Annotated in this window: 25 protein-coding genes; 16 read left to right on the forward strand and 9 right to left on the reverse strand. The window is 76.4% G+C overall.

The window, feature by feature from the left end; translation table 11 throughout:
• The first annotated feature begins 162 nt into the window (after positions 1-162).
• The 5 genes from ACI79Z_RS04270 (at position 163) to ACI79Z_RS04290 (ending at position 3,919) form a co-directional block, all read left to right on the forward strand.
• Entirely contained in the window at positions 163-843 is a 681-nt protein-coding gene (locus ACI79Z_RS04270; protein WP_456901793.1) for a PIG-L family deacetylase, read from the forward strand.
• Positions 828-1,259 (forward strand): D-aminoacyl-tRNA deacylase, encoded by a 432-nt coding sequence (gene dtd / locus ACI79Z_RS04275; protein ID WP_456901794.1) that lies wholly within the window; start codon positions 828-830, stop codon positions 1,257-1,259. Before ACI79Z_RS04270 ends, dtd begins: the two co-directional genes overlap by 16 nt.
• A 248-nt stretch (positions 1,260-1,507) precedes the next feature.
• The gene (gene sigB, locus ACI79Z_RS04280; RefSeq protein ID WP_387990790.1) at positions 1,508-2,491 is read left to right on the forward strand and encodes an RNA polymerase sigma factor SigB; all 984 of its coding nucleotides are present in this window, start codon (positions 1,508-1,510) and stop codon (positions 2,489-2,491) included.
• Between the two features lie 164 nt (positions 2,492-2,655).
• The gene (locus ACI79Z_RS04285; protein ID WP_456901795.1) at positions 2,656-3,207 is read left to right on the forward strand and encodes a TIGR03086 family metal-binding protein; all 552 of its coding nucleotides are present in this window, start codon (positions 2,656-2,658) and stop codon (positions 3,205-3,207) included.
• Between the two features lie 67 nt (positions 3,208-3,274).
• A complete protein-coding gene (locus ACI79Z_RS04290) occupies positions 3,275-3,919 on the forward strand; it encodes a dihydrofolate reductase family protein (protein ID WP_456901796.1) in 645 nt (214 codons plus the stop codon).
• A 75-nt stretch (positions 3,920-3,994) separates the two neighbouring features.
• On the opposite strand, the gene ACI79Z_RS04295 is transcribed toward ACI79Z_RS04290, so the two are convergent.
• The gene (locus ACI79Z_RS04295; RefSeq protein WP_456901797.1) at positions 3,995-6,700 is read right to left on the reverse strand and encodes a bifunctional acetate--CoA ligase family protein/GNAT family N-acetyltransferase; all 2,706 of its coding nucleotides are present in this window, start codon (positions 6,698-6,700) and stop codon (positions 3,995-3,997) included.
• Positions 6,693-7,874, reverse strand: a complete 1,182-nt coding sequence (locus ACI79Z_RS04300) for an acetoin utilization protein AcuC (protein WP_456901798.1) — start codon at positions 7,872-7,874, stop codon at positions 6,693-6,695. Before ACI79Z_RS04300 ends, ACI79Z_RS04295 begins: the two co-directional genes overlap by 8 nt.
• A gap of 213 nt (positions 7,875-8,087) precedes the next feature.
• On the opposite strand from ACI79Z_RS04300, the gene ACI79Z_RS04305 reads away from it, so the two are divergent.
• Complete coding sequence (locus tag ACI79Z_RS04305) at positions 8,088-8,795, forward strand: metal-dependent transcriptional regulator (protein ID WP_387990778.1); 708 nt, start codon at positions 8,088-8,090, stop codon at positions 8,793-8,795.
• 165 nt (positions 8,796-8,960) lie between these two features.
• Complete coding sequence (locus ACI79Z_RS04310) at positions 8,961-11,042, forward strand: S9 family peptidase (protein WP_456901799.1); 2,082 nt, start codon at positions 8,961-8,963, stop codon at positions 11,040-11,042.
• Between the two features lie 6 nt (positions 11,043-11,048).
• Here ACI79Z_RS04310 and ACI79Z_RS04315 read toward each other — a convergent pair whose 3' ends face one another.
• From ACI79Z_RS04315 to ACI79Z_RS04325, 3 genes are all read right to left on the reverse strand, one after another.
• Positions 11,049-12,206 carry a DUF4192 domain-containing protein gene (locus tag ACI79Z_RS04315; RefSeq protein ID WP_456901800.1) on the reverse strand — a complete coding sequence of 386 codons (1,158 nt, stop codon included), beginning with the start codon at positions 12,204-12,206 and terminating at the stop codon, positions 11,049-11,051.
• Between the two features lie 104 nt (positions 12,207-12,310).
• Positions 12,311-13,066, reverse strand: a complete 756-nt coding sequence (locus ACI79Z_RS04320; RefSeq protein WP_387990771.1) for a hypothetical protein — start codon at positions 13,064-13,066, stop codon at positions 12,311-12,313.
• A 54-nt stretch (positions 13,067-13,120) separates the two neighbouring features.
• Positions 13,121-13,414: a Dabb family protein gene (locus ACI79Z_RS04325; protein ID WP_456901801.1), complete on the reverse strand. Its 294-nt coding sequence runs from the start codon at positions 13,412-13,414 to the stop codon at positions 13,121-13,123.
• Positions 13,415-13,476: 62 nt separating this feature from the next.
• Between ACI79Z_RS04325 and ACI79Z_RS04330 the strand changes: the two genes are divergently transcribed.
• From ACI79Z_RS04330 to yczE, 7 genes are all read left to right on the forward strand, one after another.
• Entirely contained in the window at positions 13,477-14,730 is a 1,254-nt protein-coding gene (locus ACI79Z_RS04330; RefSeq protein WP_456901802.1) for a glycosyltransferase family 4 protein, read from the forward strand.
• A 34-nt stretch (positions 14,731-14,764) separates the two neighbouring features.
• A complete protein-coding gene (locus ACI79Z_RS04335; RefSeq protein WP_456901803.1) occupies positions 14,765-15,526 on the forward strand; it encodes a class I SAM-dependent methyltransferase in 762 nt (253 codons plus the stop codon).
• 37 nt (positions 15,527-15,563) lie between these two features.
• Positions 15,564-16,598 carry a prenyltransferase gene (locus tag ACI79Z_RS04340; RefSeq protein ID WP_456901804.1) on the forward strand — a complete coding sequence of 345 codons (1,035 nt, stop codon included), beginning with the start codon at positions 15,564-15,566 and terminating at the stop codon, positions 16,596-16,598.
• A gap of 65 nt (positions 16,599-16,663) precedes the next feature.
• The gene (locus ACI79Z_RS04345; protein WP_456901805.1) at positions 16,664-17,482 is read left to right on the forward strand and encodes a glycosyltransferase; all 819 of its coding nucleotides are present in this window, start codon (positions 16,664-16,666) and stop codon (positions 17,480-17,482) included.
• The gene (locus ACI79Z_RS04350; RefSeq protein ID WP_456901806.1) at positions 17,479-18,408 is read left to right on the forward strand and encodes a glycosyltransferase family 2 protein; all 930 of its coding nucleotides are present in this window, start codon (positions 17,479-17,481) and stop codon (positions 18,406-18,408) included. Before ACI79Z_RS04345 ends, ACI79Z_RS04350 begins: the two co-directional genes overlap by 4 nt.
• 9 nt (positions 18,409-18,417) lie before the next feature.
• The gene (locus ACI79Z_RS04355; RefSeq protein WP_456901807.1) at positions 18,418-18,939 is read left to right on the forward strand and encodes a DinB family protein; all 522 of its coding nucleotides are present in this window, start codon (positions 18,418-18,420) and stop codon (positions 18,937-18,939) included.
• 172 nt (positions 18,940-19,111) lie between these two features.
• Positions 19,112-19,717: a membrane protein YczE gene (yczE, locus tag ACI79Z_RS04360; RefSeq protein WP_387990748.1), complete on the forward strand. Its 606-nt coding sequence runs from the start codon at positions 19,112-19,114 to the stop codon at positions 19,715-19,717.
• Here the strand turns inward: yczE and ACI79Z_RS04365 are convergent.
• From ACI79Z_RS04365 to ACI79Z_RS04380, 4 genes are all read right to left on the reverse strand, one after another.
• The gene (locus ACI79Z_RS04365; RefSeq protein WP_456901808.1) at positions 19,701-20,030 is read right to left on the reverse strand and encodes a TraR/DksA family transcriptional regulator; all 330 of its coding nucleotides are present in this window, start codon (positions 20,028-20,030) and stop codon (positions 19,701-19,703) included. The genes yczE and ACI79Z_RS04365 overlap by 17 nt on opposite strands.
• A complete protein-coding gene (locus ACI79Z_RS04370; protein WP_456901809.1) occupies positions 20,020-20,595 on the reverse strand; it encodes a class I SAM-dependent methyltransferase in 576 nt (191 codons plus the stop codon). The genes ACI79Z_RS04365 and ACI79Z_RS04370 overlap by 11 nt, the downstream gene beginning before the upstream one ends.
• Before the next feature lie 107 nt (positions 20,596-20,702).
• Positions 20,703-21,971 carry a YibE/F family protein gene (locus tag ACI79Z_RS04375; protein WP_456901810.1) on the reverse strand — a complete coding sequence of 423 codons (1,269 nt, stop codon included), beginning with the start codon at positions 21,969-21,971 and terminating at the stop codon, positions 20,703-20,705.
• 63 nt (positions 21,972-22,034) lie between these two features.
• On the reverse strand, positions 22,035-22,502 hold the full coding sequence (locus tag ACI79Z_RS04380; RefSeq protein WP_387990737.1) for an STAS domain-containing protein: 468 nt from the start codon (positions 22,500-22,502) through the stop codon (positions 22,035-22,037).
• Between the two features lie 164 nt (positions 22,503-22,666).
• On the opposite strand from ACI79Z_RS04380, the gene ACI79Z_RS04385 reads away from it, so the two are divergent.
• Both ACI79Z_RS04385 and ACI79Z_RS04390 read left to right on the forward strand, forming a co-directional pair.
• Entirely contained in the window at positions 22,667-23,164 is a 498-nt protein-coding gene (locus tag ACI79Z_RS04385; protein ID WP_387990735.1) for an Hsp20/alpha crystallin family protein, read from the forward strand.
• Positions 23,165-23,262: 98 nt separating this feature from the next.
• Positions 23,263-23,667 carry a helix-turn-helix domain-containing protein gene (locus tag ACI79Z_RS04390; protein WP_456901811.1) on the forward strand — a complete coding sequence of 135 codons (405 nt, stop codon included), beginning with the start codon at positions 23,263-23,265 and terminating at the stop codon, positions 23,665-23,667.
• Positions 23,668-23,690: the final 23 nt, after the last annotated feature.

A 23,690-nucleotide genomic window follows, 5' to 3' on the forward strand; every position in this document is an offset into this window, starting at 1 on the left:
GGGTGTTGCGCGTGGCCCCCCCGGCCGCCAGGTCGGAGACCCGGGGCGCCCGCGGTGAGTGGGGGGTGGGGGGGGGGGGGGGCGGCCCCCCCCCCCCGGGCCGAGCGTCCCATCCGGGCCACCGGGCGTCGAGACGCCGGTCGAGGTGACCGGAGGACCCTGGTGCGACCGCCCCTGGACACGGGATGCCGCCTGGCCGACCCAGGGACCGGGTCGGACCGGCCGGCGGGGCAGGCACCGGGCTCGACCGGTGCGGGACGAGGAGGCGGCCGTGCCGCAGACGCTGACGGTGTCCCAGCCGGGGACGGTCCTGGGGTCTGGGCCCATCCGGACGACGAGGCCTACCTGTCGGCCGCGCTGATGGCCGAGGCCGGGGACGCGGGGGCGGACCGTCGTCGTGGTCACCGCCACCGACGGCGAGTTCGCCGGGAGGGGGACGGTCCGGTCGCCGACCTGCGGCGGCTGGAGGTGGTGGCGAGCCTGGCCGCGGTCGGCGTCACCGACCACCGGTGGCTCGGCTCCCGGGACGGGCGGTGCGCCGCCGTCCCTCCGGACGACGGCGGCCGGGCGGTGCGCGCCCTGCTCGAGGACGTGCGGCCGGACACCGTGGTCACCTTCGGCCGCGACGGGCCGTCGGGGAGGACCCCCACCTCCGCTGGTGGTCGGAGGAGAGCTCCGGCCGGGTCCCCGCACCGCCGGTGGTTCCCGTCCCCACGCCCCGGGCCCCGGGTGATGCGGTTCCGCGGGGGGTGTCCGGTGGGGCGGCCCGCTGACCCGTTCCGCCCAGGGGGTCCTGCCGCCGCGCACCGCTCGCGCAGGATGGGTCGGTGCGCGCGGTGGTGAGCAGGGTGTCCTCGGCCTCGGTGACCGTCGACGGGGCCGTCATCGGGGAGATCGGGACGGGCCTGCTCGCGCTGGTCGGCGTCGGCCGGGACGACGACGCCGACCGGGCCCGCACCCTGGCCCGGAAGGTCCACGAGCTGCGGGTGTTCCCCACCGGGGACGGCGCCCGCTCGGCCGGCGACCTCGGCCTGCCGGTGCTCGTGGTGAGCCAGTTCACCCTCTACGCGGACACGCGGAAGGGCCGCCGCCCGTCCTGGGACGCCGCCGCGCCCGGGGACGTCGCCGAGCCGCTGGTGGACGAGGTGGTGGCGGAGCTGCGGCGGCGCGGGACCGGCGTGGCGACCGGCGTGTTCGGCGCGCGGATGGCGGTGGCGTCGGTCAACGAGGGGCCGATGACCTTGCTGCTGGAGGTCTGACCCGGCGACCGGACGGGTACGGGTGGTGACCGAACACACGGCCTGTGCGTTCACTGTGAACCCGGGCCGCGTGGAACACCCGGCCCCGTCGGGACCGTTGTACGGGGCGAAACACAACGGACCACAACGGACGAACGAACCGTGGGGGCCCCGCCGGACAACGGAGCCCCACCCCCCGACGCGGGTGCGCCACCGCCACCGGACAGCCGGCGGCGCATCCGAACTCCGAGCAAGGACGAAGACATCCCGTGACGCTCCTCCAGTCTTCCCCCAGTGACGCCCTCGAGGTCCGCTCGCCCCGCCGCGAGCCGGACACCAGTGGCCTGGTGTCGACCGACCTGGTGCGCGTGTACCTCAACACCATCGGCAAGACCGCCCTGCTGACCGCCGAGCAGGAGGTGGAGCTGGCCAAGCGCATCGAGGCCGGTCTCTACGCCGAGCGGCTGCTCGCCGAGCGGCAGCTCACCCCTGCCCTGCAGCGCGACTACAAGGCCCTCGCGGTCGACGGCAAGGCCGCCAAGCGGCACCTGCTCGAGGCCAACCTGCGCCTGGTCGTCTCGGTGGCCAAGCGCTACACCGGCCACGGCATGACGTTCCTGGACCTCATCCAGGAGGGCAACGTCGGCCTCATCCGCGCCGTCGAGAAGTTCGACTACACCAAGGGCTTCAAGTTCTCGACCTACGCGACGTGGTGGATCCGCCAGGCGATCACCCGCGCGATGGCCGACTCCGGCCGCACCATCCGGCTGCCCGTGCACCTGGCCGAGCAGGTCAACAAGGTCGTGCGGACCCGCCGGCGGGTGCACCAGGAGCTCGAGCGGGAGCCCACCGCCGAGGAGCTCGGCCTCGAGCTCGACATGACGCCCGAGCGGGTCACCGAGCTGCTCGAGTACAGCCGGGACCTGGTCAGCCTCGACCAGACGGTCGGCGCCGACGAGGAGTCCCGCCTCGGTGACTTCATCGAGGACGCCGACGCCGCGGTGGCCGAGGACGCGGTGGCCTTCCAGATGATGAAGGGCGACGTGCGCAACGTCCTCTCCACGCTGGAGGAGCGCGAGCGCGACGTGGTGGTGCTGCGCTTCGGCCTCGACGGCGGCCAGCCCCGCACGCTCGAGCAGATCGGCAAGCAGTTCGGCCTGTCCCGCGAGCGGGTCCGCCAGATCGAGCGCGAGACGATGGCCAAGCTGCGCGACCCGCAGCGCGCCGACGCCCTGCGCGACTACCTGGCGTAGACGGAGGACCCCTCTGCCCCCCACCGCTCGCACGCTCGCGGCGGGACCCTGCAGAGGGCCGCACCGAGAGCCGGCTCCCCCTCGCGGGGAGCCGGCTCTCGGCGTTGACAGGGGTCGCGCCCCGGGCCAGGCTCGTGCTCAACCGAACGGTTGAGGAGGCGGCCATGGCGGGCACGGCGGAGCGGTGGGCGAGGCTCGCGGACGACTTCGGCCGCAGGGTCGACGGCGTCCCGCCCGGACGCTGGGACGACCCGGCGCCGTGCGAGGGCTGGGTGGCCCGCGACGTCGTCCGGCACCTGGTGGAGTGGATGCCCGCGCTCTACTTCCCCGCGGTGGACCTCCCGCTGCCCGCGCACCCCCCGGTCGACGACGACCCCGCGGGCGCCTGGCGGGCCACCGACGCCGCGATCCGGGCCCTGCTCGCCGACCCGGACCTCGCCCGCCGGCCGACCAGCACCCGGGCCGGGGACATGCCGCTCGAGGACCTCGTCGCCATGACCGGCCTCATGGACCTCCTGGTGCACGCCTGGGACCTCGCCCGCGCCACCGGCCAGGACGAGACGATCGACGCGGACGAGGCCTCGGCGTTCCTCGCCGGCATCGAGCCGTGGGACGCCGCGCTGCGCGGCAGCGGCCACTACGGCCCGCGGGTGACCGTGCCCGAGGACGCCGACGACCGGGCGAGGCTGCTCGCCTTCACCGGCCGCCGTCCCTGAGGCAGGCGCGCCGATGAGTTCCGGCGCCGCCGGCGGTCAGCCCCTCGTCGACACCGAGGGAGGGACCGTGGGCCAGCTGTTGAGGGTGCAGAACTTCACCGTCTCGAGCGACGGGTACGGCGCCGGCGAGGGCCAGAGCCTGGAGCGGCCGTTCGGGCACGCCGACCCCATGACGTTGATGGCCTGGGCGGTCGCCACGGCCAGCTTCCCCAACCGCACCCGGCCGGGCGGCAGCCGCGGCCTGGACGACTACTTCACCCGCGACTTCACGCACGGCATCGGCGCCGAGATCATGGGCCGGAACAAGTTCTCGCCCCACCGCGGCCCCTGGGAGGACCTCGAGTGGCAGGGCTGGTGGGGCGAGGACCCGCCGTTCCACACGCCGGTCTTCGTGATGACCCACCACGTGCGGCCGTCGTTCACGCTGTCGGACACGACGTTCCACTTCGTCGACGCCGACCCGGCCACGGTGCTGGAGAAGGCGCGCGCGGCGGCCGGCGGTGCCGACGTCCGGCTCGGGGGCGGCGCCACGGTGATCCGCCAGTTCCTCGACGCCGACCTCGTCGACACGCTGCACGTCGCCGTCGCACCGGTCGAGCTGGGCGCCGGCTCCCGGCTGTGGACCTCGCCCGACGAGCTGCTCGACCGCTTCCACCACGAGGTCGTGCCCAGCCCGAGCGGCGTCACCCACCACCTGTTCTGGCGGAGGTGACCCGCCCTGCGGTGTCGTGCCCGAGCGGGGCCGGAGGGCTCCGCGGGCGGTGCCGGCCGGAGGCCGACGGTGTGATCAGTCGCGCATGCGGCGGGGACCCGGATCGACCCGGGCGGTCGGCGGCCCGACGCGCACGGTGCCGCCGGCGACCACGAGCGACCGGCCGCCGTGCCAGGGGTTCGCCGGGCCGACGATCACCGGCGACAGGGCGAGGCCGAGCACCTCGGGCAGGTCCTCGGCGAGCCGGGCCACCCGCAGCAGCAGGTCCTCCAGCGCCGCGACGTCGACCCGCTCGGCCCCCCGCCAGCCGTCGAGCAGCGGCCACGCCCGGGGCGCGCGGACCAGCTCGGCGGCGTCGAGGTCGGTGAGCGGCAGCGTGCGGTAGGCGCGGTCGCCGAGCAGCTCGGTGGCCACTCCCCCGAGGCCGAAGCTGACCAGGGCGCCGAACGACGGGTCGTCGACGACCTCGATGACGGTGGCCACGCCCGGCGCGGCCATCTCCTGCACGATCACCGGGTCGCCGGCCGGGATGGCCTCGAACGCGGCACGGACGGCGCCGGCGTCGGGCAGGTCCAGCCGCACACCGCCGAGGTCGGTGCGGTGCCGCAGCCACGGCGCCGTCGACTTGAGCACCACCGGGTAGCCGATCGCGCCGGCCGCGGCGACCGCCTCGTCCGCGGTGGTCGCCGTCCGCGTGCCGAGCAGCGGCACCCCGTAGGCGCCCAGCAGGGCGATGACCTCGTCGTCGCGGAGCTGCCGCCCCCCGGGGGACCCCGCCATCACGCCGAGCACCACCGACCGCGCCCGGTCGGCGTCGACGCCGGGCAGCTCGGGCACGGTGCCGGCCGGCCGGCGGCGCCAGCGGGCGTACTCGGCGACCCGCGCCAGCGCGATGACCGCCCGCTCCGGCGTCGCGTAGGACGGGACCGAGCCACGGGCGGGCATGCCCTCATCGTCGGGCACGGTGAGCTCCGGCGGGATGCCCTCCGCCGACAGGAACGTCGCGAGCACCGGCTTGGCCGAGCCCTGCGACACCTCGCGCAGCGCCCGGCCGTACGCGTCGGGCGAGGTCCGCACCAGCGGCGGGAGGAACACCGCGACGACGGCGTCCACCCCGTCGTCGTCGACCGCCTCCTGCAGCGCCGCGCGGAAGGCCTCCGGGGTGCCGGCGGTGCCGATGTCGACCGGCGCCTCGTGCGCCAGGGTCAGGCCCTGGTCGAGGACGGCGTCGGCGACCAGCACGCCCAGCGCCGTGGAGTTGCCGACGACGGCGACCCGGTCGCCCGCCGGCAGCGGCTGGTGGGCCAGCAGCATGCCGACCTCGAACAGCTGGGCGACGGTCTCCACCCGGATGACGCCGGCCGAGGCGAACAGCGCCGCCACCGACTGCTCGGGCACCGCGACCGACGTGCCGGCCAGGCCCGGCGTGAGCCCGCCGTGCCGGCCGCTCTTCACCGCCACCACCGGCTTGGTGCGGGCGACGCTGCGCGCGAGCCGGGCGAACTTGCGGGGGTTGCCGAAGCTCTCCAGGTGCAGCAGCACGACCTCGGTGCCGGGGTCGGTGGCCCAGTACTGCAGCAGGTCGTTGCCGCTGACGTCGGCGCGGTTGCCGGCCGAGACGAAGCTCGACAGGCCGATGTTGCGGCTGGCCGCCCGCTCCAGCAGGGCCACGCCGAGCGCGCCGGACTGGGCGAAGAAGCCCACCCGCCCGCGGCCGGGGACCCGCGGGGCGAGGCTGGCGTCGAGCCGGATCGCCGGATCGGTGTTGACGATGCCGAGGCAGTTGGGGCCGACCACCCGCATGCCCGAGGCCCGCGCCGCGGCGACCAGCCGCCGCTCGGCCTCCCGGCCCTCGGGCCCGGTCTCGCCGAACCCGCCGGAGATGACCACCAGGCCGCGGACCCGCTTGCGCCGGCAGGCCTCCACCACGTCCGCGACCTCGTCGGCGGGGACCGCGACGACGGCGAGGTCGACGTCGCCGGGGACGTCCTCGATGGAGGCGTAGGCGGGGACGCCGCGCACGTGCCGGGTGCCGGGGTTGACCGGGTAGACCGGCCCGTCGAAGCGGTAGTCGAGCAGGTTGCGCAGGACGAGGTTGCCGATCTTGCCCTCGTCGTTGCTGGCGCCGACCACCGCGACCGACGACGGGGTGAGCAGCCGCGCGATCGACCGGGACTCGCTGCGCTGCTCGCGCTCGTAGGCGACCGCCAGCGAGGTCTCGGTGGGGGCGATCGGGAAGGTCAGGTGGACCACGCCCTCCTCGTAGGAGCGGCGGGCCTGGTAGCCGGCGTCGAGGAAGACCCGGACCATCCGGCCGTTCTGCGACAGCACCTCGGCGACGAAGGTGGTGATGCCGCGCTCGCGGGCGGCGGCGGCCAGGTGCTCCAGCAGCACCGAGCCGAGCCCGCGGCCCTGGTGGGCGTCCTCGATGAGGAAGGCGACCTCGGCCTCGGTGGTGCCCGGGAGGCGGTCGTAGCGGCCGACGCCGATCAGCTGGTCGCCGAGCAGCAGGACGAACGCGACGCGGGTGTCGTGGTCGACGTGGGTGAACCGGTGCAGGTCCCTGTCCGACAGCCGCTTCATCGGCCCGAAGAACCGGTAGTAGCGGGTCTGGTCGGAGCTGCGGTCCATGAGCCCCGTCAGCCCCTCGGCGTCCTCCGGGCAGATCGGGCGCAGGTGCACCGTGCCGCCGTCCGCGGCGACGATGTCGGCCTCCCAGTGCGCGGGCGGCTGCGGCGCCACCTCGGCTGGGGCCTGGTCGACGGTCTGCTGCTCAGTCACGGGGGTCGTCCGGGTCGAGGCCGAACCAGGGGAAGGACGCCTTGCGGGTGCGGGAGATCGCCCGGTCGACGCGGGACTCGGTGAACGGGTCCCACGCGGAGAAGCCGGTGTAGCCGCCCTCGGTCATGTGCGTGGGCGGCCGGGCCCGCAGCCCGCGGGCGACGACGTCGTCGCGCCAGGACTGCGGGATCGCCGTCACCGGGTCCAGCCGCTCCCCCGACGCCTCGGCGAGCAGGTGCGTCCAGGCCCGCGGCACGCAGCGCACCAGCCCGTACCCGCCGCCGCCGAGGGCGACCCAGCGGCCGTCGCAGACCTCGTGCGCGAGCTCGTGCACCGCCCGGTAGCTGGCCCGCTGGCCGTCGACGGTGAGCGCGAGGTCGGCCAGCGGGTCCTCGTGGTGGGCGTCGCAGCCGCACTGGGTGACCAGTACCTGCGGGGCGAACGCGCGCACCACGCTGGGGACGACGGCGGTGAAGGCGCGCAGCCAGCCGGAGTCGTCGGTGCCGTTGGGCAGGGCGAGGTTGACCGCGGTGCCCAGCGCCTTCTCGGGGTCGCCGGTCTCCTCGGGGAAGCCGGTGCCGGGGAACAGCGTCAGCGGGGTCTGGTGGACGCTCACCGTGAGCACCCGCGGGTCGTCGTAGAACGCGGCCTGCACGCCGTCGCCGTGGTGCACGTCGAGGTCGACGTAGGCGATCCGCTCGTAGCCCTGGCCGAGCAGCCAGGCGATGGCGATCGCGGCGTCGTTGAACACGCAGAAGCCCGAGGCGCGGTCGCGCATGGCGTGGTGCAGGCCGCCGGAGATGTTGACCGCGTGCTGCGCCTGGCCGGAGTGCACCAGCTCGGCGGCCTGGACGCTGCCGCCGGTGATGAGCGCGGCCGCCTCGTACATGCCCTCGAAGACCGGGTTGTCGGCGGTGCCCAGGCCGAACGCCTCGTCGGGGTGGGTGGGCGCGCGCCGCACCGCCTCCAGGTAGGCGGGGTCGTGCACCAGGGTGAGCAGGTCCTCGCCGGCCGGCGTGGGACGGACCACCTCCACCCGGCCCGGTGCCAGCACGCCCAGCCCGTCGGCCAGCCGCATGGTGAGGTCCAGCCGCACCGGGTGCAGCGGGTGGTCACCGCCCATCGTGTAGCCGAGCAGGGCGTCGTCCCAGACGACGGCCACCGAGTCGCTCACGAGCCCTCCCTGTCGCCGTCCCCGCCGGGCGCGCCGCCCGGGCCGGTGCCCGCGCGGGTGGTGCCCGGTCCGGACGCTACCGCCGCGCCCTCCGGCCGTCCCCTCCACGGCACCGCGGCCGTGGCCTCGGTCGCCCGCCCGGGAACCCCGTCCGCGATCCCCGGAACGGGGCGCAGCGCACCGTACGATCGGGTCCGACACGGAGGAGTGCCAGTGAACGACCTCATCGACACCACCGAGATGTACCTCCGCACGATCTTCGAGCTGGAGGAGGAGGGCATCGTCCCGCTGCGGGCGCGCATCGCCGAGCGGCTGCACCAGAGCGGCCCGACGGTGTCCCAGACCGTGGCCCGCATGGAGCGCGACGGCCTGCTGACCGTCGAGGGCGACCGCCACCTGCAGCTGTCGGAGACCGGACGCGCCCTCGCCACCGCGGTCATGCGCAAGCACCGGCTGGCCGAGTGCCTGCTCGTCGACGTCATCGGCCTGGACTACGCCGAGGTCCACGAGGAGGCCTGCCGCTGGGAGCACGTCATGAGCGAGGCGGTGGAGCGCCGGCTGCTGTCCCTGCTGGGCAACCCGACGGTCTCGCCCTTCGGCAACCCGATCCCGGGCCTGGACGCGCTCGGCGGGGAGACCTCGGCCGTCCTCGACGCCCTGACGCTGCTGTCGAACACCGCGACCGCCGAGGGCCGGCAGGTGACCATCCGGCGGATCAGCGAGCAGCTCCAGGAGGACGCCGCGCTGCTCCGGCAGCTCGCCGACCAGGGCATCCGACCCGGCGCCACGATGGTGGCGCAGTCGGTGAACGGCACGATCAGCCTCGACGGGCACCCGCTGCCGCAGGGCGTGGCCCAGCACCTGTTCGTCTCGGCCATGGACGAGGACCTGACCCCGGTCGAGGCCGCCGCCCAGCTCTGAGAGGACCCCGCCGCCCCCACGCCTCGCGGGCTCGGCGCGGGGCCCGCAGCGGGGCCGTTCCAGCACGTCACCGAGCCCGGCGCCCGGTCCCCCGCTCCGGTGGGGGGCCGGGCGCTGCTGGTTACGGTGGGCGGCACCGTCCCGTCGTCCCCGCGAGGAGCCCCGGTGAGCCCGTCCGACGCCGTGCCCGAGACCGCTCCCGATCCCGATCCGGCGCACCCGTTCGCCCGGCTGGCCGACTTCGTCGCGATCCCGCGGGTGACCGGCCTGGCGCTGGCCCACGACGGCCGGCTGGCGGTCTCGGTGCAGACCCTCGACGCCGACCGGAAGAAGTGGGTCTCGGCGCTGTGGGACGTCGACCCCGACGGGCACCGCCCGCCGCGCCGGCTGACCCGCAGCGCGCCCGGGGAGGCGGCGCCGGCGTTCGCCCCGGACGGCACGCTGCTGTTCCTCTCGGCCCGCCCCGACCCCGCCGCCGGCAAGGACGGCGGCGACCCGAAGCCGGCGCTGTGGGCGCTGCCGCCCGGCGGCGGGGAGGCCCGGCCGGTGGTGACCCGGCCCGGCGGCGTGGGCGGGTTCGCCGTGTCGGCCGACAGCGGTGAGGTCGTCGTCGTGGCCTCGACCATGCCCGGCGCTGCCGACGCGGACGAGGACGAACAGCGCCGCAAGGCCCGCACCGACGCCGGGGTGTCGGCGGTGCTGCACGAGGCCTATCCCGTCCGGTACTGGGACAGCGACCTCGGGCCGGCGGCCCCGCACCTGTTCTGGGCCGGCGCGCTGCCCGCGGAGGACCCCGCCGGCGAGCCGGCCGGGCCGGTGCCGCTGCGCGACCTCACGCCCGACGCCCTCCCACCGCTCGGCGCCGGGGAGGCGGTGGCCCTCTCGCCCGACGGCCGGCTGCTGGTACGCGTGGACTCCGTCGCCGACGGCCCGGCCGGCCGGCGCGACCGGCTGGTCCTCGTCGAGACCGCGACCGGTGACGGCCGGGTCCTGGTCGACGACCCGCTGGCCGACGTGTACGCCGCCGCGTTCTCCCCCGACGGCGCCTGGGTGGTCTGCGTGCGCGAGTCGATGACCACCTACGCCGAGCCGCCGGACTACACGCTGCTGCTGGTCGACGTCGCCTCCGGGGACGCCCGCGACCTGACCCCGGACTTCGACCGGTGGCCCAGCGCCCCGCAGTTCAGTGCCGAGGGCGACGCCGTCTACTTCCTCGCCGACGACGACGGCCGGCACGCGCTGTTCCGGGTGGAGCTCACCGGCGGCGCCCCGGTCCGGCTGACCGCCGACGGCGCCTACAGCGACCTGCGGGTGGCCCGCGACGGCAGCGCCCTGTTCGCGCTGCGCTCGGCCTACGACGAGCCGCCGGCGCCGGTGCGCCTGGACCCGCGCGCCACCGGCCAGCACCCCGAGCCGCTGCCCGCCCCCGGCGCGCTCGGGCCGCTGCCCGGCACCCTGCACGAGGTGCGCGCCACCGCCGCCGACGGCGCCGAGGTGCAGTCGTGGCTGGTGCTGCCCGAGGGTGCGAGCGCCGAGGACCCGGCGCCGCTGCTGCTGTGGATCCACGGCGGGCCGCTGATGAGCTGGAACTCCTGGTCGTGGCGCTGGTGCCCGTGGGTGATGGCCGCCCGCGGCTACGCCGTCCTGCTGCCCAACCCGGCGCTGTCGCAGGGGTTCGGCCAGGACTTCGTCCGCCGCGGCTGGGGCGAGTGGGGCGGTGCGCCCTACACCGACCTGATGACCGCCGTGGACGCCGCCCTCGAGCGGCCCGAGGTGGACGCGGAGCGAACCGCGGCGATGGGCGGCTCTTTCGGCGGCTACATGGCCAACTGGGTGGCCACCCAGACCGACCGTTTCCGGGCGATCATCACCCACGCGAGCCTGTGGGACCTCGACTCGTTCGTCGGCACCACGGACGCCGCCTACTACTGGGAGCGGGAGTGGGGCGCGCCGCTGGTCGAGCCCAAGCGCTACGAGCAGAACTCCCCGCACCGGTTCGCCGACGCCATCCGCACGCCGGTGCTGGTGATCCACGGCGACAAGGACTACCGCGTGCCGATCGGCGAGGGCCTGCGGCTCTGGTACGACCTGCAGAAGCGCGGCGTCCCGTCGAGGTTCCTGTACTTCCCGGACGAGAACCACTGGGTGCTCACGCCCGGGAACGCGACGGTCTGGTACGAGACGGTGATCGCCTTCCTCGCCGAGCACGTCCTCGGGCAGGGGTGGCAGCGCCCCGAGCTCGTCTGAGCCCGCTCACCCGGCCTCCTCGAGGGTGCTGCTGATCAGCACGCGCAGCTGGGCGGGCGGCAGGCACTGCGCCAGGCCGTCGGCGAGCAGCCGGGGCAGCCGGGCGTCCGGGTCCGCGGCCAGCGCGCGGTCCAGGGCCACGTTGGCCGTGGCGCCGTCGCCGCGCAGCCAGGCGCTGACCGCGAGCAGCGTGGCCGGCGGCCCGTCGAGCGGTACCGGCGCGCGGCGGGTGCACTCGGTCCACAGCACCTCGGCGGCCGCGGCGTCCTCGCCCAGCGCGAGACCGAGCGCGCGGTCGCGGACGTCGGGGACGGTGAGCCCCCACAGCACCCGGGCCACCCGGGCGTCGGCGAGCCGGGTGGCCGCGGTGGCCGGTCCGGGCCGGCAGTCGGCCAGGGCCGCGGCGATCGCCGCGCCGGCCTCCGCGGCGACCACGTCCCGGCCGAGCGCCCGGAGCCGGGCGGCGTGCTCGCGGCCCTCCGCCAGGCAGGCCGCCGCCATCGCGGGCGCCGCCAGGTCGCCGTCGGGCGGGGTGATCCGCGCGGCGAGCGCGGCGCGGTCGGCGGCCAGGACCGCGCCGCCGGCCACCGCCGCGGCGGCCAGCGGGCTGGCGCCGGCGGGCAGCGGCGTCCCGGAGCCGGGCTCGCAGCACGGGTACGGGCAGTCGTAGTCCCACCAGCGGCCCGACCGGACCAGCAGCGCCTCGCGCACCGGCACGTCCCGGGCGTCGAGGGCGAGCACGAGCTCGTGCACCAGGTCGCGGTGCGGGAGCTCCGGGGCCGGCTCCCCCGGCCCGGACGGGAGGACGGGGACCGACCGGTCGTCGGGGACCATGACGTCGGGGACCATGACGTCGGGGACCATGACGTCGGGGGCCACGACGTCGGGGGCCACGACGTCGGGGACCTCGGACACCACCGCCAGCAGCACCGCGACGGGGTCGTCGGTGAGCACCTTCCCGGCCAGCGTGACCGCCAGCGCGCGGGCCGCGGCGGGCGGCGGGAGGTCGGCGCGCACGGTGAGGCCGACGCGGCTGCCGTTCGGGCCGCGCAGGCCGACCAGCACGATCGACTCGGCGGGGTGGAAGCCGAGCAGGTGGGGCAGGGCGGCGGCGACCTCGCCGGTGTCGCCGAGCCGGATGACGGGGATGCGGGGTTGGTCCACCCGGCCGACCCTGGGGCCGGACGGGCCCTCGCTGGGCTCGCGCAGGGTGCCTGTGGAGGGGGCCCGCTCCTGTGGACGGCCGGGACCGGGGGTGTCGGTCCTGGCTAGTCGAGGGCCTCGGCCTGCGTCTCGTACGCCTGCTCGAGCAGGCCGGTGAACGCCGTGGGGTCGGGCCGCCCGCCGGAGGTGTCGGTGGTCAGCAGCACGACCACCCGGTCCCCGTCCTGCACCACGCCGACCAGCGCCGGCACGGTCAGCTGCTGCCCGTCGGGCCCGGTCACCGTGGTCGTGTAGGTGACCCCGGCGGAGCCGTCACCGAGGTCGGGGACGTCGAGCCCGGCGAAGGCGATGGTGACCGTGCCGACCTGCGGCGCGCTGACCTGCACCTCCCGGCACCGGTCGAGCTGCTGCCCGAAGCCGGCCAGCGCGTCCTCGGCCGGGCCGCCGGAGGCCAGCGCCTGCACGGTGGTGACCGTCCCGGTGACGGCGACCTGCGCGGCGACGTCGTCGTACTCGTCGAAGGACGGCTGGGTGCCCTGCACCGCGGGCCCGCACTCCGGCGGGGTCACCTGCAGGTCCTCGGCCGTGCCGCCGGCCACCGCCGCGCCCTGCGCGAGCTGGGCCTCGGTCAGCGGGGTGACCTGCGCGCCCGCGCCGAACGCCTCGGCCGGCAGCAGGCCGGGCGCGAGGTCGGTCCCGGCGGACGAGGACGGCGACGCCGAGGACGAACCCGAGGCCGAGGACGACGAGGAGGTGGAGGCGGGCGAGGCCGCGCCCCGGACGTCCTCCCCGCCGCAGGCCGCGAGCAGCGGGACGGCGAGCAGGCCGGCGGTGGCGAGGACGGGGCGGCGTCCGGTCATGCGCCGGACGCTATCCAGCACCGGGCAGAACCGCAGGTCAGCCGACCGATCGGGTCACAGCTCGTACTGGACGGCGCTGCGGGCGGCCAGGTACGGGCGCACGTGCTCGGCGATGACCGCGAGGTGCACCCGGTCGGTGGCGTAGCGCCGGAAGGCCTCGGCGTCGGGGAAGTCGGCGACCAGGACCGCGTGCGCGTTGCCCTCGACCAGGCCGGCGTCGGGGGCGACGGTGAACCCCAGCGACCCGGGCACCTGCTCCGGCAGCCGGCGCAGCGCGGCCACCGTCTCGGCCCGCCGGGCGTCGTCGGCGGCGTCGGACCAGGTGAAGTGCACGACGTGTCGGATCACGCCGGTCACCCTGTCAGGCGGGCCCGGAAAGTGGACCGGACGGGGTCGGTAGGGTCCGGCGCATGGGACGACGGCTGCGGATCGCACTGCTGTCGTACCGCAGCAAGCCGCACGGCGGCGGCCAGGGCGTCTACGTCCGGGCCCTCTCGCGCGAGCTCACCGCCCTCGGCCACGACGTCGAGGTGCTCTCCGGCCAGCCCTATCCCGAGCTCGACGACGGCGTCCCGCTCACCCCGGTGCCGAGCCTGGACCTCTACCGCGAGCCCGACCCGTTCCGGACGCCGCGGCCCTCGGAGTTCCGCGACCGGATCGACGTCCTGGAGTGGGCGGCGATGTGCACCGCGGCGTTCCCCGAGCCGCTGACCTTCACGCTGCGCGCCGCCCGGCTGCTGCTCCCCCGCGCGCACGAGTTCGACGTCGTGCACGACAACCAGAGCCTGGGCTACGGGCTGCTGCGGCTGGTCCGCGCGGGCATCCCGACCGTGGCCACGGTGCACCACCCGGTCGCCATCGACCGGCAGCTCGAGCTCGCCGCCGCGCCCACGCTGCGACGCCGGCTGACCCTGCGCCGCTGGTACGCCTTCACCGCCATGCAGGCCCGCGTGGCCCCCCGGCTGGACGCGGTCACCACCGTCTCGGAGAGCTCGCGGCGCGACATCGAGACCCACCTGCACGTCCCCGCCGCGGCCGTCGAGGTCATCCCCGTCGGCATCGACCCCGACGTCTTCACCCCGCCGCCGGCCGACCGGCCGCGCGAGGCCGACTCGATCGTCGTCACCACCAGCGCGGACGTCCCGCTCAAGGGGCTGGTCCACCTGCTCGAGGCGGTGGCCAAGCTGCGCACCGAGCGGCCGGTGCGGCTGACCGTCGTCGGCACCGCCCGGCCCGGCGGTCCGGCCGAGTCGGCGCTGGACCGCCTCGGCCTGCGCGACGCCGTCCGCTTCACCGGGCCGCTGCCCGAGGCCGACCTGGTGCGGCTGCTGCAGACGGCCACCGTCGCCGCCATCCCCTCCCTCTACGAGGGCTTCTCGCTGCCCGCGGTCGAGGCCATGGCCTGCGGGACGCCGCTGGTCACCACCGACGCCGGCGCGCTGCCGGAGGTGGTCGGCTCCCAGGCCGGCCTGCGGGTGCGCGCCGGGGACGTCGACGAGCTGACGGCGGCGCTGAAGCTGGTGCTCGAGAAGCCGTCGCTGCAGGAGCAGCTCGGCCGCGCCGGGCGCCGCCGGGTGCTGGCCGCCTACACGTGGCGCTCGACCGCGGAGCGGACCGCGGACTGGTACGCCGGGGTGCTGGACCGGAAGGGGCGCCGCGGATGACGCCGGGCCCGACGCGCGACCGGGAGGGCCGTCCGTGCTGACCGTCGACTACGACCTGCTCGACCTGCGCCCCGGCATGACCGTGCTGGACCTCGGCTGCGGCGAGGGCCGGCACGCCTTCGAGGCCTACCGCCGCGGCGCGTCCGTGGTCGCCATCGACTGGGGCGTGCCCGAGGTGGAGACGACCAAGCGGTGGCTGGGCGCGATCGCCGAGGCCGGCGAGGCACCGGCCGGGGCACACCACGAGGTGGTCCGCGGCGACCTGCGGCACCTCCCGTTCCCCGACGGCAGCGTCGACCGGGTGATCGCCTCGGAGGTGCTCGAGCACATCCCCGACGACGGCACCGCGATGACCGAGATCGCCCGGGTGCTCAAGCCGGGCGGGCGGGTCGCCGTCACCGTGCCGCGGTACGGCCCCGAGCGGGTGTGCTGGGCGCTGTCGGACGCCTACCACGCCAACGAGGGCGGGCACGTCCGCATCTACCGCGGCGACGTGCTGCGCGCCCGGCTGTCGGTGGCGGGCCTGGTGCCCGGGCGCAGCCACCACGCGCACGCGCTGCACGCGCCCTACTGGTGGCTCAAGTGCGCCGTCGGGGTGGACCGGGACGCCGCCGTCGTCCGGGCCTACCACCGGCTGCTGGTGTGGGACCTGACGAGGCGGCCGTGGGTGACCCGGCTCGCCGAGAGGGTGCTCGACCCACTGATCGGCAAGAGCCTCGTGGTCTACGCGGACAAGCCCCGGGTGCCGGCGGCGGGCGCCCGCCCGGAGCGGGAGAAGACCGCTGCGGTCCGCTGAGCTGCCCGAGCTGCCCGGCGTCCTCGACGGGGCCGCCGTGCGGCGCACCGTGTCCGCCATCGCCGCCGAGCAGGGCCGCGACGGGTCGCTGCCGTGGTTCCGCGGGGGGCAGCTGGACCCGTGGGACTCGGTCGAGGCGGCGATGGCCCTCGACGTCGGCGGGGAGCACGCGCGGGCGGCGGCGGCCTACCGCTGGCTGGCCGCCCGGCAGCGCCCGGACGGCTCCTGGGCCGCCGAGTATCGCGACGGCGCCGAGACCCAGCCCGCCGTCGAGAGCAACCACGCCGGCTACCTCGCCGTCGGGGCGTGGCACACGTGGCTGGCCAGCGGCGACGAGCGACTGGTCCGCGAGCTGTGGCCGGCCGTCCGCCGCGGCCTGGACCTCGTCGTGGACATGCAGCTGGCCTCCGGCGCCATCGGGTGGGCGCTGCGGCCCGACGGCACGCCGGACGACGTCGCGCTGCTCACCGGCAACGCCAGCCTGTTCCAGGCGCTGCGCTGCGGCATCGCGCTGGCGGAGCTGGCCGGGCAGTCGCAGCCGGACTGGGAGCTGGCGGTCACCGGCCTCGGCACGGCGCTGCGCACCGAGCCCGCCGCCTTCGCCGACCGCTCCCGCTGGTCGATGGACTGGTACTACCCGGTGCTGGCCGGCGCGGTCACCGGCGGGCCCGCCCGCGCCCGGCTGGCGGCGGACTGGGACCGCTTCGTCGTCCCGGGCCTGGGCGCCCGCTGCGTGGCCGACCGCCCGTGGGTGACCGGCGCGGAGACCTGCGAGCTGGCGCTGGCGCTCGTCGTCGCCGGGCAGCCGGAGGCCGCCCTGGAGCAGGTGGCGGCCATGCAGCACCTGCGCCACGACGACGGCTCGTACTGGACCGGCTTCGTCTACCCCGACGACGCGCGCTGGCCGGTCGAGCGGACGACGTGGACCGCGGCGGCGGTGGTGCTCGCCGCGGACGCGCTGGCCGGCGCCACACCCGCCTGCGGGTTGTTCGCCGACCCGGCGGCGCTGCCCGCGCCGGGCACCGAGGACGCCGGTTCGGCAGCGACGCTGCCGGGCAGTGCCTCCGCGTGACGCGCACGTCGGTACGGCCCCGCACCCCCCGCACCCCCACCCCCGACGGCGTCAGCGTCGTCGTGATGAGCCGCGACCGGCGCGCGGACCTGCTGGCCACGCTCCCGCGCCACGAGGCGCCGGTCGTGCTGGTGGACAACGGCTCCACCGACGGGACCGTCGACGCCGTCCGCGCCGCGCTGCCGCAGGTGACCGTGCTGCCGCTGGTCGAGAACGCCGGGGCCCACGCCCGCACGATCGGCGCCGGGCACGCGGGCAGCGAGTTCGTGGCCTTCGCCGACGACGACTCGTGGTGGGCGCCCGGCGACCTCGCCCGCGCCGCGGCGGTCATGCGCGCGCACCCGCGGCTGGCGGTGCTCAACGCGCGGGTCCTCGTCGGCCCGGAGGAGCGGCTGGACCCGCTGTGCCCGGAGCTGGCCGCGAGCCCCCTCGGCACCCCGGCGCACCTGCCCGGACCGCGGCTGCTCGGCTTCATCGCGTGCGCGGCGATGGTGCGCACCGAGGCGTTCCTGTCCGTCGGCGGCTTCGACCCGGTGGTGCGCTTCCCCGGCGAGGAGGAGCGGCTGTCGCTGGACCTGGCCGCCGCCGGCTGGGACATCGCCTACGTGGACTCGGTGACCGTGCACCACCACCCCTCGGTCCGGCGGTCCGACCCCGCCGCCCGGCAGGCCGCGATCTGGCGCTCGAAGCTGCTCACCGCGGTGATGCGGCTGCCGCTGCGCGACGTCGCCCGCACCGTGGGCGCCGCGCTCCGGGCCGGGGCGCCCGGGCGCCAGGGGGTGCGGCGGGCGCTGCCGGACCTGCCCGCCGCGCTGCGCCGCCGTCGCCGGCTGCCCGCCCAGGTCCTGGCCGACCTGCGCCTGCTGGCCGGGGACGCCGCGTGACGGCCACCGCCGCACGGCCGCAGGAGATCGGGAGCGACCCGCGGGTCGCCGTCGTCGTGATCACCCACCAGCGCCGCGACGAGGTGCTCGGGGCGCTGTCCCGGCTGCGGGCGCTGCCCGAGCGGCCGCACGTGGTGGTCGTCGACAACGGCTCCACCGACGGGACCGCGGAGGCGATCACCCGGCGCTTCCCCGCCGTGGAGCTCGTCGCCAGCCCGGAGAACCTGGGCGCGATCGGCCGCAACGTCGGCGTCGGCCGGCTGGACACGCCGTACGTGGCCTTCTGCGACGACGACACCTGGTGGGACCCGGGGTCGCTGCGGACGGCGGCCGACGTCCTCGACGCGCACCCGCGGCTGGCCGTGGTGACCGCGCGGATCCTGGTCGAGCCCGGCGGCCGGGAGGACCCGATCGTGCCGGAGCTGCGCGACTCCCCCGTCCCCGGCGCCGGCTGGCTGCCCGGCCCGGCGCTCGGGTCCTTCCTCGCCGGCGCGAGCGTCGTCCGGCGGGAGGCGTTCCTCGAGGTCGGCGGCTTCAGCGAGCGGCTGTGGCTGGGTGGGGAGGAGGAGCTCATGGCCGGCGACCTCGCCGCCGCCGGCTGGGAGCTGTGCTACCTGCCCGAGCTGACCGTGCACCACCAGGCGTCGAAGGCCCGCGACGGGCACCGCCGCCGCCGCGACGGCATCCGCAACACCCTCTGGACGACGTGGCTGCGGCGCCCGCTGCGCCCGGCGCTGCGGCGCACCGTGCACCTGCTGGCCACGCTGCCGCGGGACCGGGTGACCGCGCAGGGGCTGTGGGCCGCCGTCCGCGGGATCCCCTGGCTGGTGCGCGAGCGGCGGGTCCTGCCGCCGCACGCGGAGGCCCGGTTCGCCGCGCTCGACGCCGCCCAGCGCCGCTCCACCGCCCGCCGCTACGTCAGCTGAGGGGACCCCGTGACGCCGCCGGACCACCGCACCGACCCGCCGCTGGTGGCGGAGGAGACGGCCACCGTCCTGGGTTTCCTCGAGTACCAGCGGCAGACGCTGGAGTGGAAGTGCGCGGAGCTGACGCCGCGGCAGCTGGCGACCCGGGCGGTGCCGACGTCGGAGCTGACCCTGCTGGGGATGGTCCGGCACCTGGCCGCGGTGGAGGCCGGCTGGCTGGTCGGGTTCGGCGGGCTGCCGTTCGACCTCTGGCCCGACGTGGTGCGGGACCGCGACGAGCAGTTCCGGGTGGACCCCGCGACCGTCACGGCGGCCGACGTCGAGGCGGCGTGGGCGACGTGGCGGGCGGTCGCGGAGGCGGTGCGGTCGGTCGTCGGCCGGCTGCCGCTGGACACCGCGGACCGGCCGTGGGGCCGTGACGACGAGTTCTCCCTGCGCTGGATCCTGGTGCACCTGGTCGAGGAGTACGCCCGGCACAACGGCCACGCCGACCTGATCCGCGAGGCCCTGGACGGCGTCACCGGCGAGTGAGCGCCGGCGCTCCGGCGCCCGGTGTCGACCTGCTGCTGTCTCGGCCCCGCTGAGGCGGCACCAGGTCGACGACGGGCGCCCCGGGACCAGGCCAATCCGGGCGATTGGCCCGTAGGAGCCGGGCCGGGCGCGCAGCAGAGTGGCGGTCGTGTTGCAGCACCGTCCGGTTCCCGTGTCGGCCCGTCTCCCGCGCCGCCTCGTCCAGCTCTACGCCGGCCTCGCGCTGTACGGGGCGTCGATGGCCCTGCTGGTGCGGTCCTCGCTCGGGGTCACGCCGTGGGACGTGCTGCACCAGGGCCTCGCGCAGCGGCTGGGCTGGTCGCTCGGGCTGGTCACCGTGGTCGTGGGTGCGCTGGTCCTGCTCGCGTGGATCCCGCTGCGGGAGCGGCCGGGGATCGGCACGGTGAGCAACGTCGTCGTCATCGGCGTCGCCGTCGACGGCACGCTCGCCGTCCTGCCCGCGCCGTCGCACCTGGCGGCGCAGGCGGCGTTCGCGGTGTCGGGCATCGTCCTCAACGCCGTCGCCACGGCCGCCTACGTCGGGGTGCACCTGGGGCCGGGCCCGCGGGACGGGCTGATGACGGGGCTCGTGCGGCGCACCGGCGGGTCGGTGCGGCTCGTGCGCACCACGATCGAGGTCGCCGTCGTCGCGACCGGGTGGGTGCTCGGCGGCACCCTCGGCGTCGCCACCGTCGCCTACGCCCTCGCCATCGGCCCGCTCACCCAGCTGCTGCTGCCCCGCCTGTCGGTGCGAGCGGAGGTCAGCGCGCGCAGCTGATGCAGGTGCGGGCGGTGGGCCGGGCGGCCAGGCGCTCGGGCGCGATCGGCCCGCTGCAGGTCTCGCAGCGGCCGTAGGTGCCGGCCTCGACGGCGGTGACGGCGGCGTCGACGTCGGCCAGCCGGCGGCGCGCCTGCTCCAGCAGCGCCGCCACCTGCTGCCGCTCGAAGGCGATGGTGGCGCCCTCCGGGTCGTGCTCGTCGTCGGCGTTGGACGCCCGCGACGCGGCGACGATCTCGTCGAACTGGCGGGTGAGCGCCTCGATCTGCGCCTGGGCGGCCGCCCGCTCGGCGCCCAGCGCGTCAGCGGACACGGCGCAGCAGCCGCAGCGAGCCGGTGCCCGGCAGCTCCTCGAAGTCCCCGGACGCGAGCACCCGGCGGTACACGCCGAAGGGTGCCTGGCCGCCGTCGGCGGGGTCGGGGAAGACGTCGTGGATGGCCAGCGTGCCGCCGACGGCGAGCTTGTCCACCCAGGCGTCCTGGTCGCGGCGCGCGGACTCCTCGGTGTGGCTGCCGTCGAGGAACAGCAGTGCCAGCGGGGTCGTCCACAGCGGCGCGAGCACCTCCGACCGCGCGACGACGGCGACGACGACGTCCTCGGCTCCCGCGTCGGCGATCGTGCGGCGGAACCGCGGCAGGGTGTCGATGCGCCCGACGGCGGGGTCGACCAGCGACGGGTCGTGGTACTCCCAGCCGGGCTGGTGCTCCTCGGACCCGCGGTGGTGGTCGACGGTGACCACCTGCCGGCCGGTCTCCCGCGCCGCGGCGGCGAGGTACAGCGCCGACTTGCCCATCCACGAGCCGATCTCCAGCAGCGGGCCGGGCACCGCCACCGCGCGGGCGGCCTCGTAGAGGGCGCGGCCCTCGTCGGCCGGCATGAACCCGGGTGCGGCCTCGGCGGCCGCCAGTAGTCGAAGGACCCCGTCCTCCTCCCGCCTCGCGAGCTCGGCGCGAGCCTCTGGACGGGGCCGGTCGGTGCGCGTGTTCACCGGGCGAACCTCGCACGCAGGCCCGACAGGCGTCGCTCCGGGGCCGCGCCGGCCGCCGTCCCGGCCGCGGTCGCGAAGAACGCGCCGACCGCCGTCGTCACCGGGACCGCCAGCACCAGCGCGATCGCGCCGACCAGCGTGCGGATGACCTCCTCGGCCACCGCGGCGCTGGTGAGCGTGACGCCGGCGGGCTGCGTGTAGACCTCGAACAGCAGCAGCAGCGGCAGCGCGGCCCCCGCGTAGGCGAAGACGATCGTGTAGACGGTGGAGGCGATGTGGTCGCGGCCGACGGCCATGCCGCGGCGGTACAGCTGCCGCCACCCCATCGCCGGGTCGACCTCGTTGAGCTGCCAGATCGCCGAGGCCTGGGTGATCGTGACGTCGTTGAGCACGCCGAGGCCGGCGACGACGACCCCGGCGATCACCAGGCCGGAGAAGTCCAGCGTCGGGTCGAACGTCAGCAGCTGGATGGTCTCCTCGCTGGTGAGCCCGGTCAGCCGCGCGACGTCGACGGCCACCGACCCCAGCACGGTCACCAGCGCCAGGCCGAACAGGGTGCCCACCAGCGCCGTCGTCGTCCGGGCGGAGAAGCCGTGCGCGAGGTACAGGACGACGAACATGATCGCCGCCGAGCCGACCAGGCTGACCAGCGTCGGCGAGGACCCCTCCAGCAGCGCCGGCAGCACGAACCGCAGCAGCACGAAGAACGCGAAGGCGAGGCCGACCAGCGCGGCGAGCCCGCGCAGCCGCGCGACCGCCCCGACGACGAGGGCGAACGCCACCGCGAGGACGACGATCGGCGTGGTCCGCTCGAAGTCGGCGAACTGGTAGTCCGGGCCGCCCTCGGCGCCGGGGTCGCGGGTGAGCACGAGGGTGTCGCCCTCGCCCACCCCGTTGGCGACCACCTCGGCCGACAGGTCGACCTGCTGGTAGTCCCCCGCGCCGTCGCCCTCGAGCACCTCGACGACGGCGGTGGCGCACGTGGCCTGCCCGGTCCCGGCCTCACCGCAGGGCAGCGTCTGCAGCGAGACCACCCGCGCGTCGGCGTAGGTGGTCCCCGCCGGGAGGAAGGTGGCCGCGACCTGCTCGGCGCGGGTCGGCTCGCCGCCGGGCCAGAGCGCGACCAGGCCGACCACGGTGGCCAGCCCGACCGGCACGAGCAGCAGGAGCATCAGCGTGACCGCGCGGCGTCGCCGGGTCAGCGTCTCCGGGCTCGGCGGGGGCGCGTCGGGGTCGGGCCCGTGGCTGTGGGTGTGGGGCGGCACCCGGCCAGGCTAGGAGCAGCCCCCGGCCCGGGACCGCCCGACACCGCGGTCGCGCGGCGCCGGTCAGGCGCTGCGGCCGTCCGGCCCGTCCGGGCGCCGCGAGGGACCCCCCGACGGCGGCGCGCCGCCGGCGTCGGCCGGTCCGGCGCCCTCGCCCACCACCTCGAAGCGGCGCCACAGGCCGGTCAGCTGCAGCGGCCGCGCGACCGCGGCCGGCGGCTCGACCAGCGCGACGGTGACCGCCCGCGGCTGGGTCATCCGCTGCAGCTGCACGAGGACGGCCATCCCGGCGGAGTTCATGTAGGAGACGCCGCTCAGCTCCAGCTCCACCCGCGAGAGCGTGGGCACCGACAGCAGCTGGTCGGTGACCACGCGGACCAGCGGCCGGCGGGCGGCCTCGGTGAGCTCACCGGTCACGGTGATGCAGCTGACGTCGCCGTCGAGCCGGGCGTCGACCTGGGGCTCGCCCTCGTGGGGCGCGGCGCCGGGGTCCTCGGCCGCGGGTCCACCGGTCTCTCGGTGCTCGTCCATGCCCGGGGTCTGCCCCCGTTGCCCGCGGTCCATGCGCGGCCGGGAACAATAGCCGACGAGAGACGTTTACAAGGGTGTCCGGTCGAGGTAATCTCCAGTTGCCACTGGAGGTTCATCCCCGGGCAGCGAACTCCACACCGGATCTCCCAGGAGGTTCACCAGCCATGCTGACCGCGTACGACCCGTTCGCCGCCACGTCCGCCGCCTTCCGCGCGCTGGACCAGCTCACCGGCCGCCCCGGCACCGCCCGCGCCCTGTCGGGCATGCCGATGGACGCCTACCGCGTCGGTGACAAGTTCGTCGCCCACTTCGACCTGCCCGGCGTGGACCCGGGCTCGATCGACCTGTCGATCGAGGGCACGACGCTCACCGTCAGCGCCGAGCGCTCCGTCCCGCAGCTGGAGGGCGCGGAGTGGGCCGTCGCCGAGCGTCCCTACGGCGCCTACACCCGGCAGCTGGTCCTCGGCCGCAGCCTCGACACCGACCGGCTGGAGGCCAGCTACCACGACGGCGTGCTCACCGTGAGCATCCCCGTGGCGGAGAAGGCCCGCGCCCGCAAGATCACCGTGACCCGCGCCGACGTGCCGGCCGCGGTGGAGAGCCGGACCATCGAGGGCGAGCAGGAGCCCGCCCAGGGCGAGACCCGGGCCGTCGAGAGCTGATCGGCGTCCCGTCCGCGGGGGCCGGGCCGGTACGGCCCGGCCCCCGCGCCACATCCGGGGCCCGTCGGGCCCCGGCACCGCAGGGAGGAGGAGGTCCCGTGGCCGGCCCCGACGACCGCCGGCAGGGCGAGCCGCAGCAGGCCGACCCGGCGGCCGACGCCGTGCGCCGGCTCGACGACCCCGACTTCCCGGCGCTCACGATGAGCCAGGCCGCCGCGCTGCTCGGTGTCCAGGCCGCCTTCCTGCGCAGCCTCGACGGCTCCGGGGTCCTGCAGCCGCACCGCTCCCCCGGCGGCCACCGGCGCTACTCGCGCCACCAGCTCGTCCTCGCCGCGCGGCTGCGCGGCCTCCTCGACGACGGCCACACGCTCGCCTCCGCCGAGGTCATCCTCGGCCTGCAGGACGAGCTCGCCGACGCGCGCGCGGACACCGTGCGGCTGCGCGAGACCGTCGCCCGCCTGCGCGCCGGCCGCCCGGAGGAGCCGGAGCAGGACGGAAGTTGATACCCCCTGGGGGTAGGGGTACA

The organism is Geodermatophilus sp. SYSU D00663 (assembly GCF_054050655.1).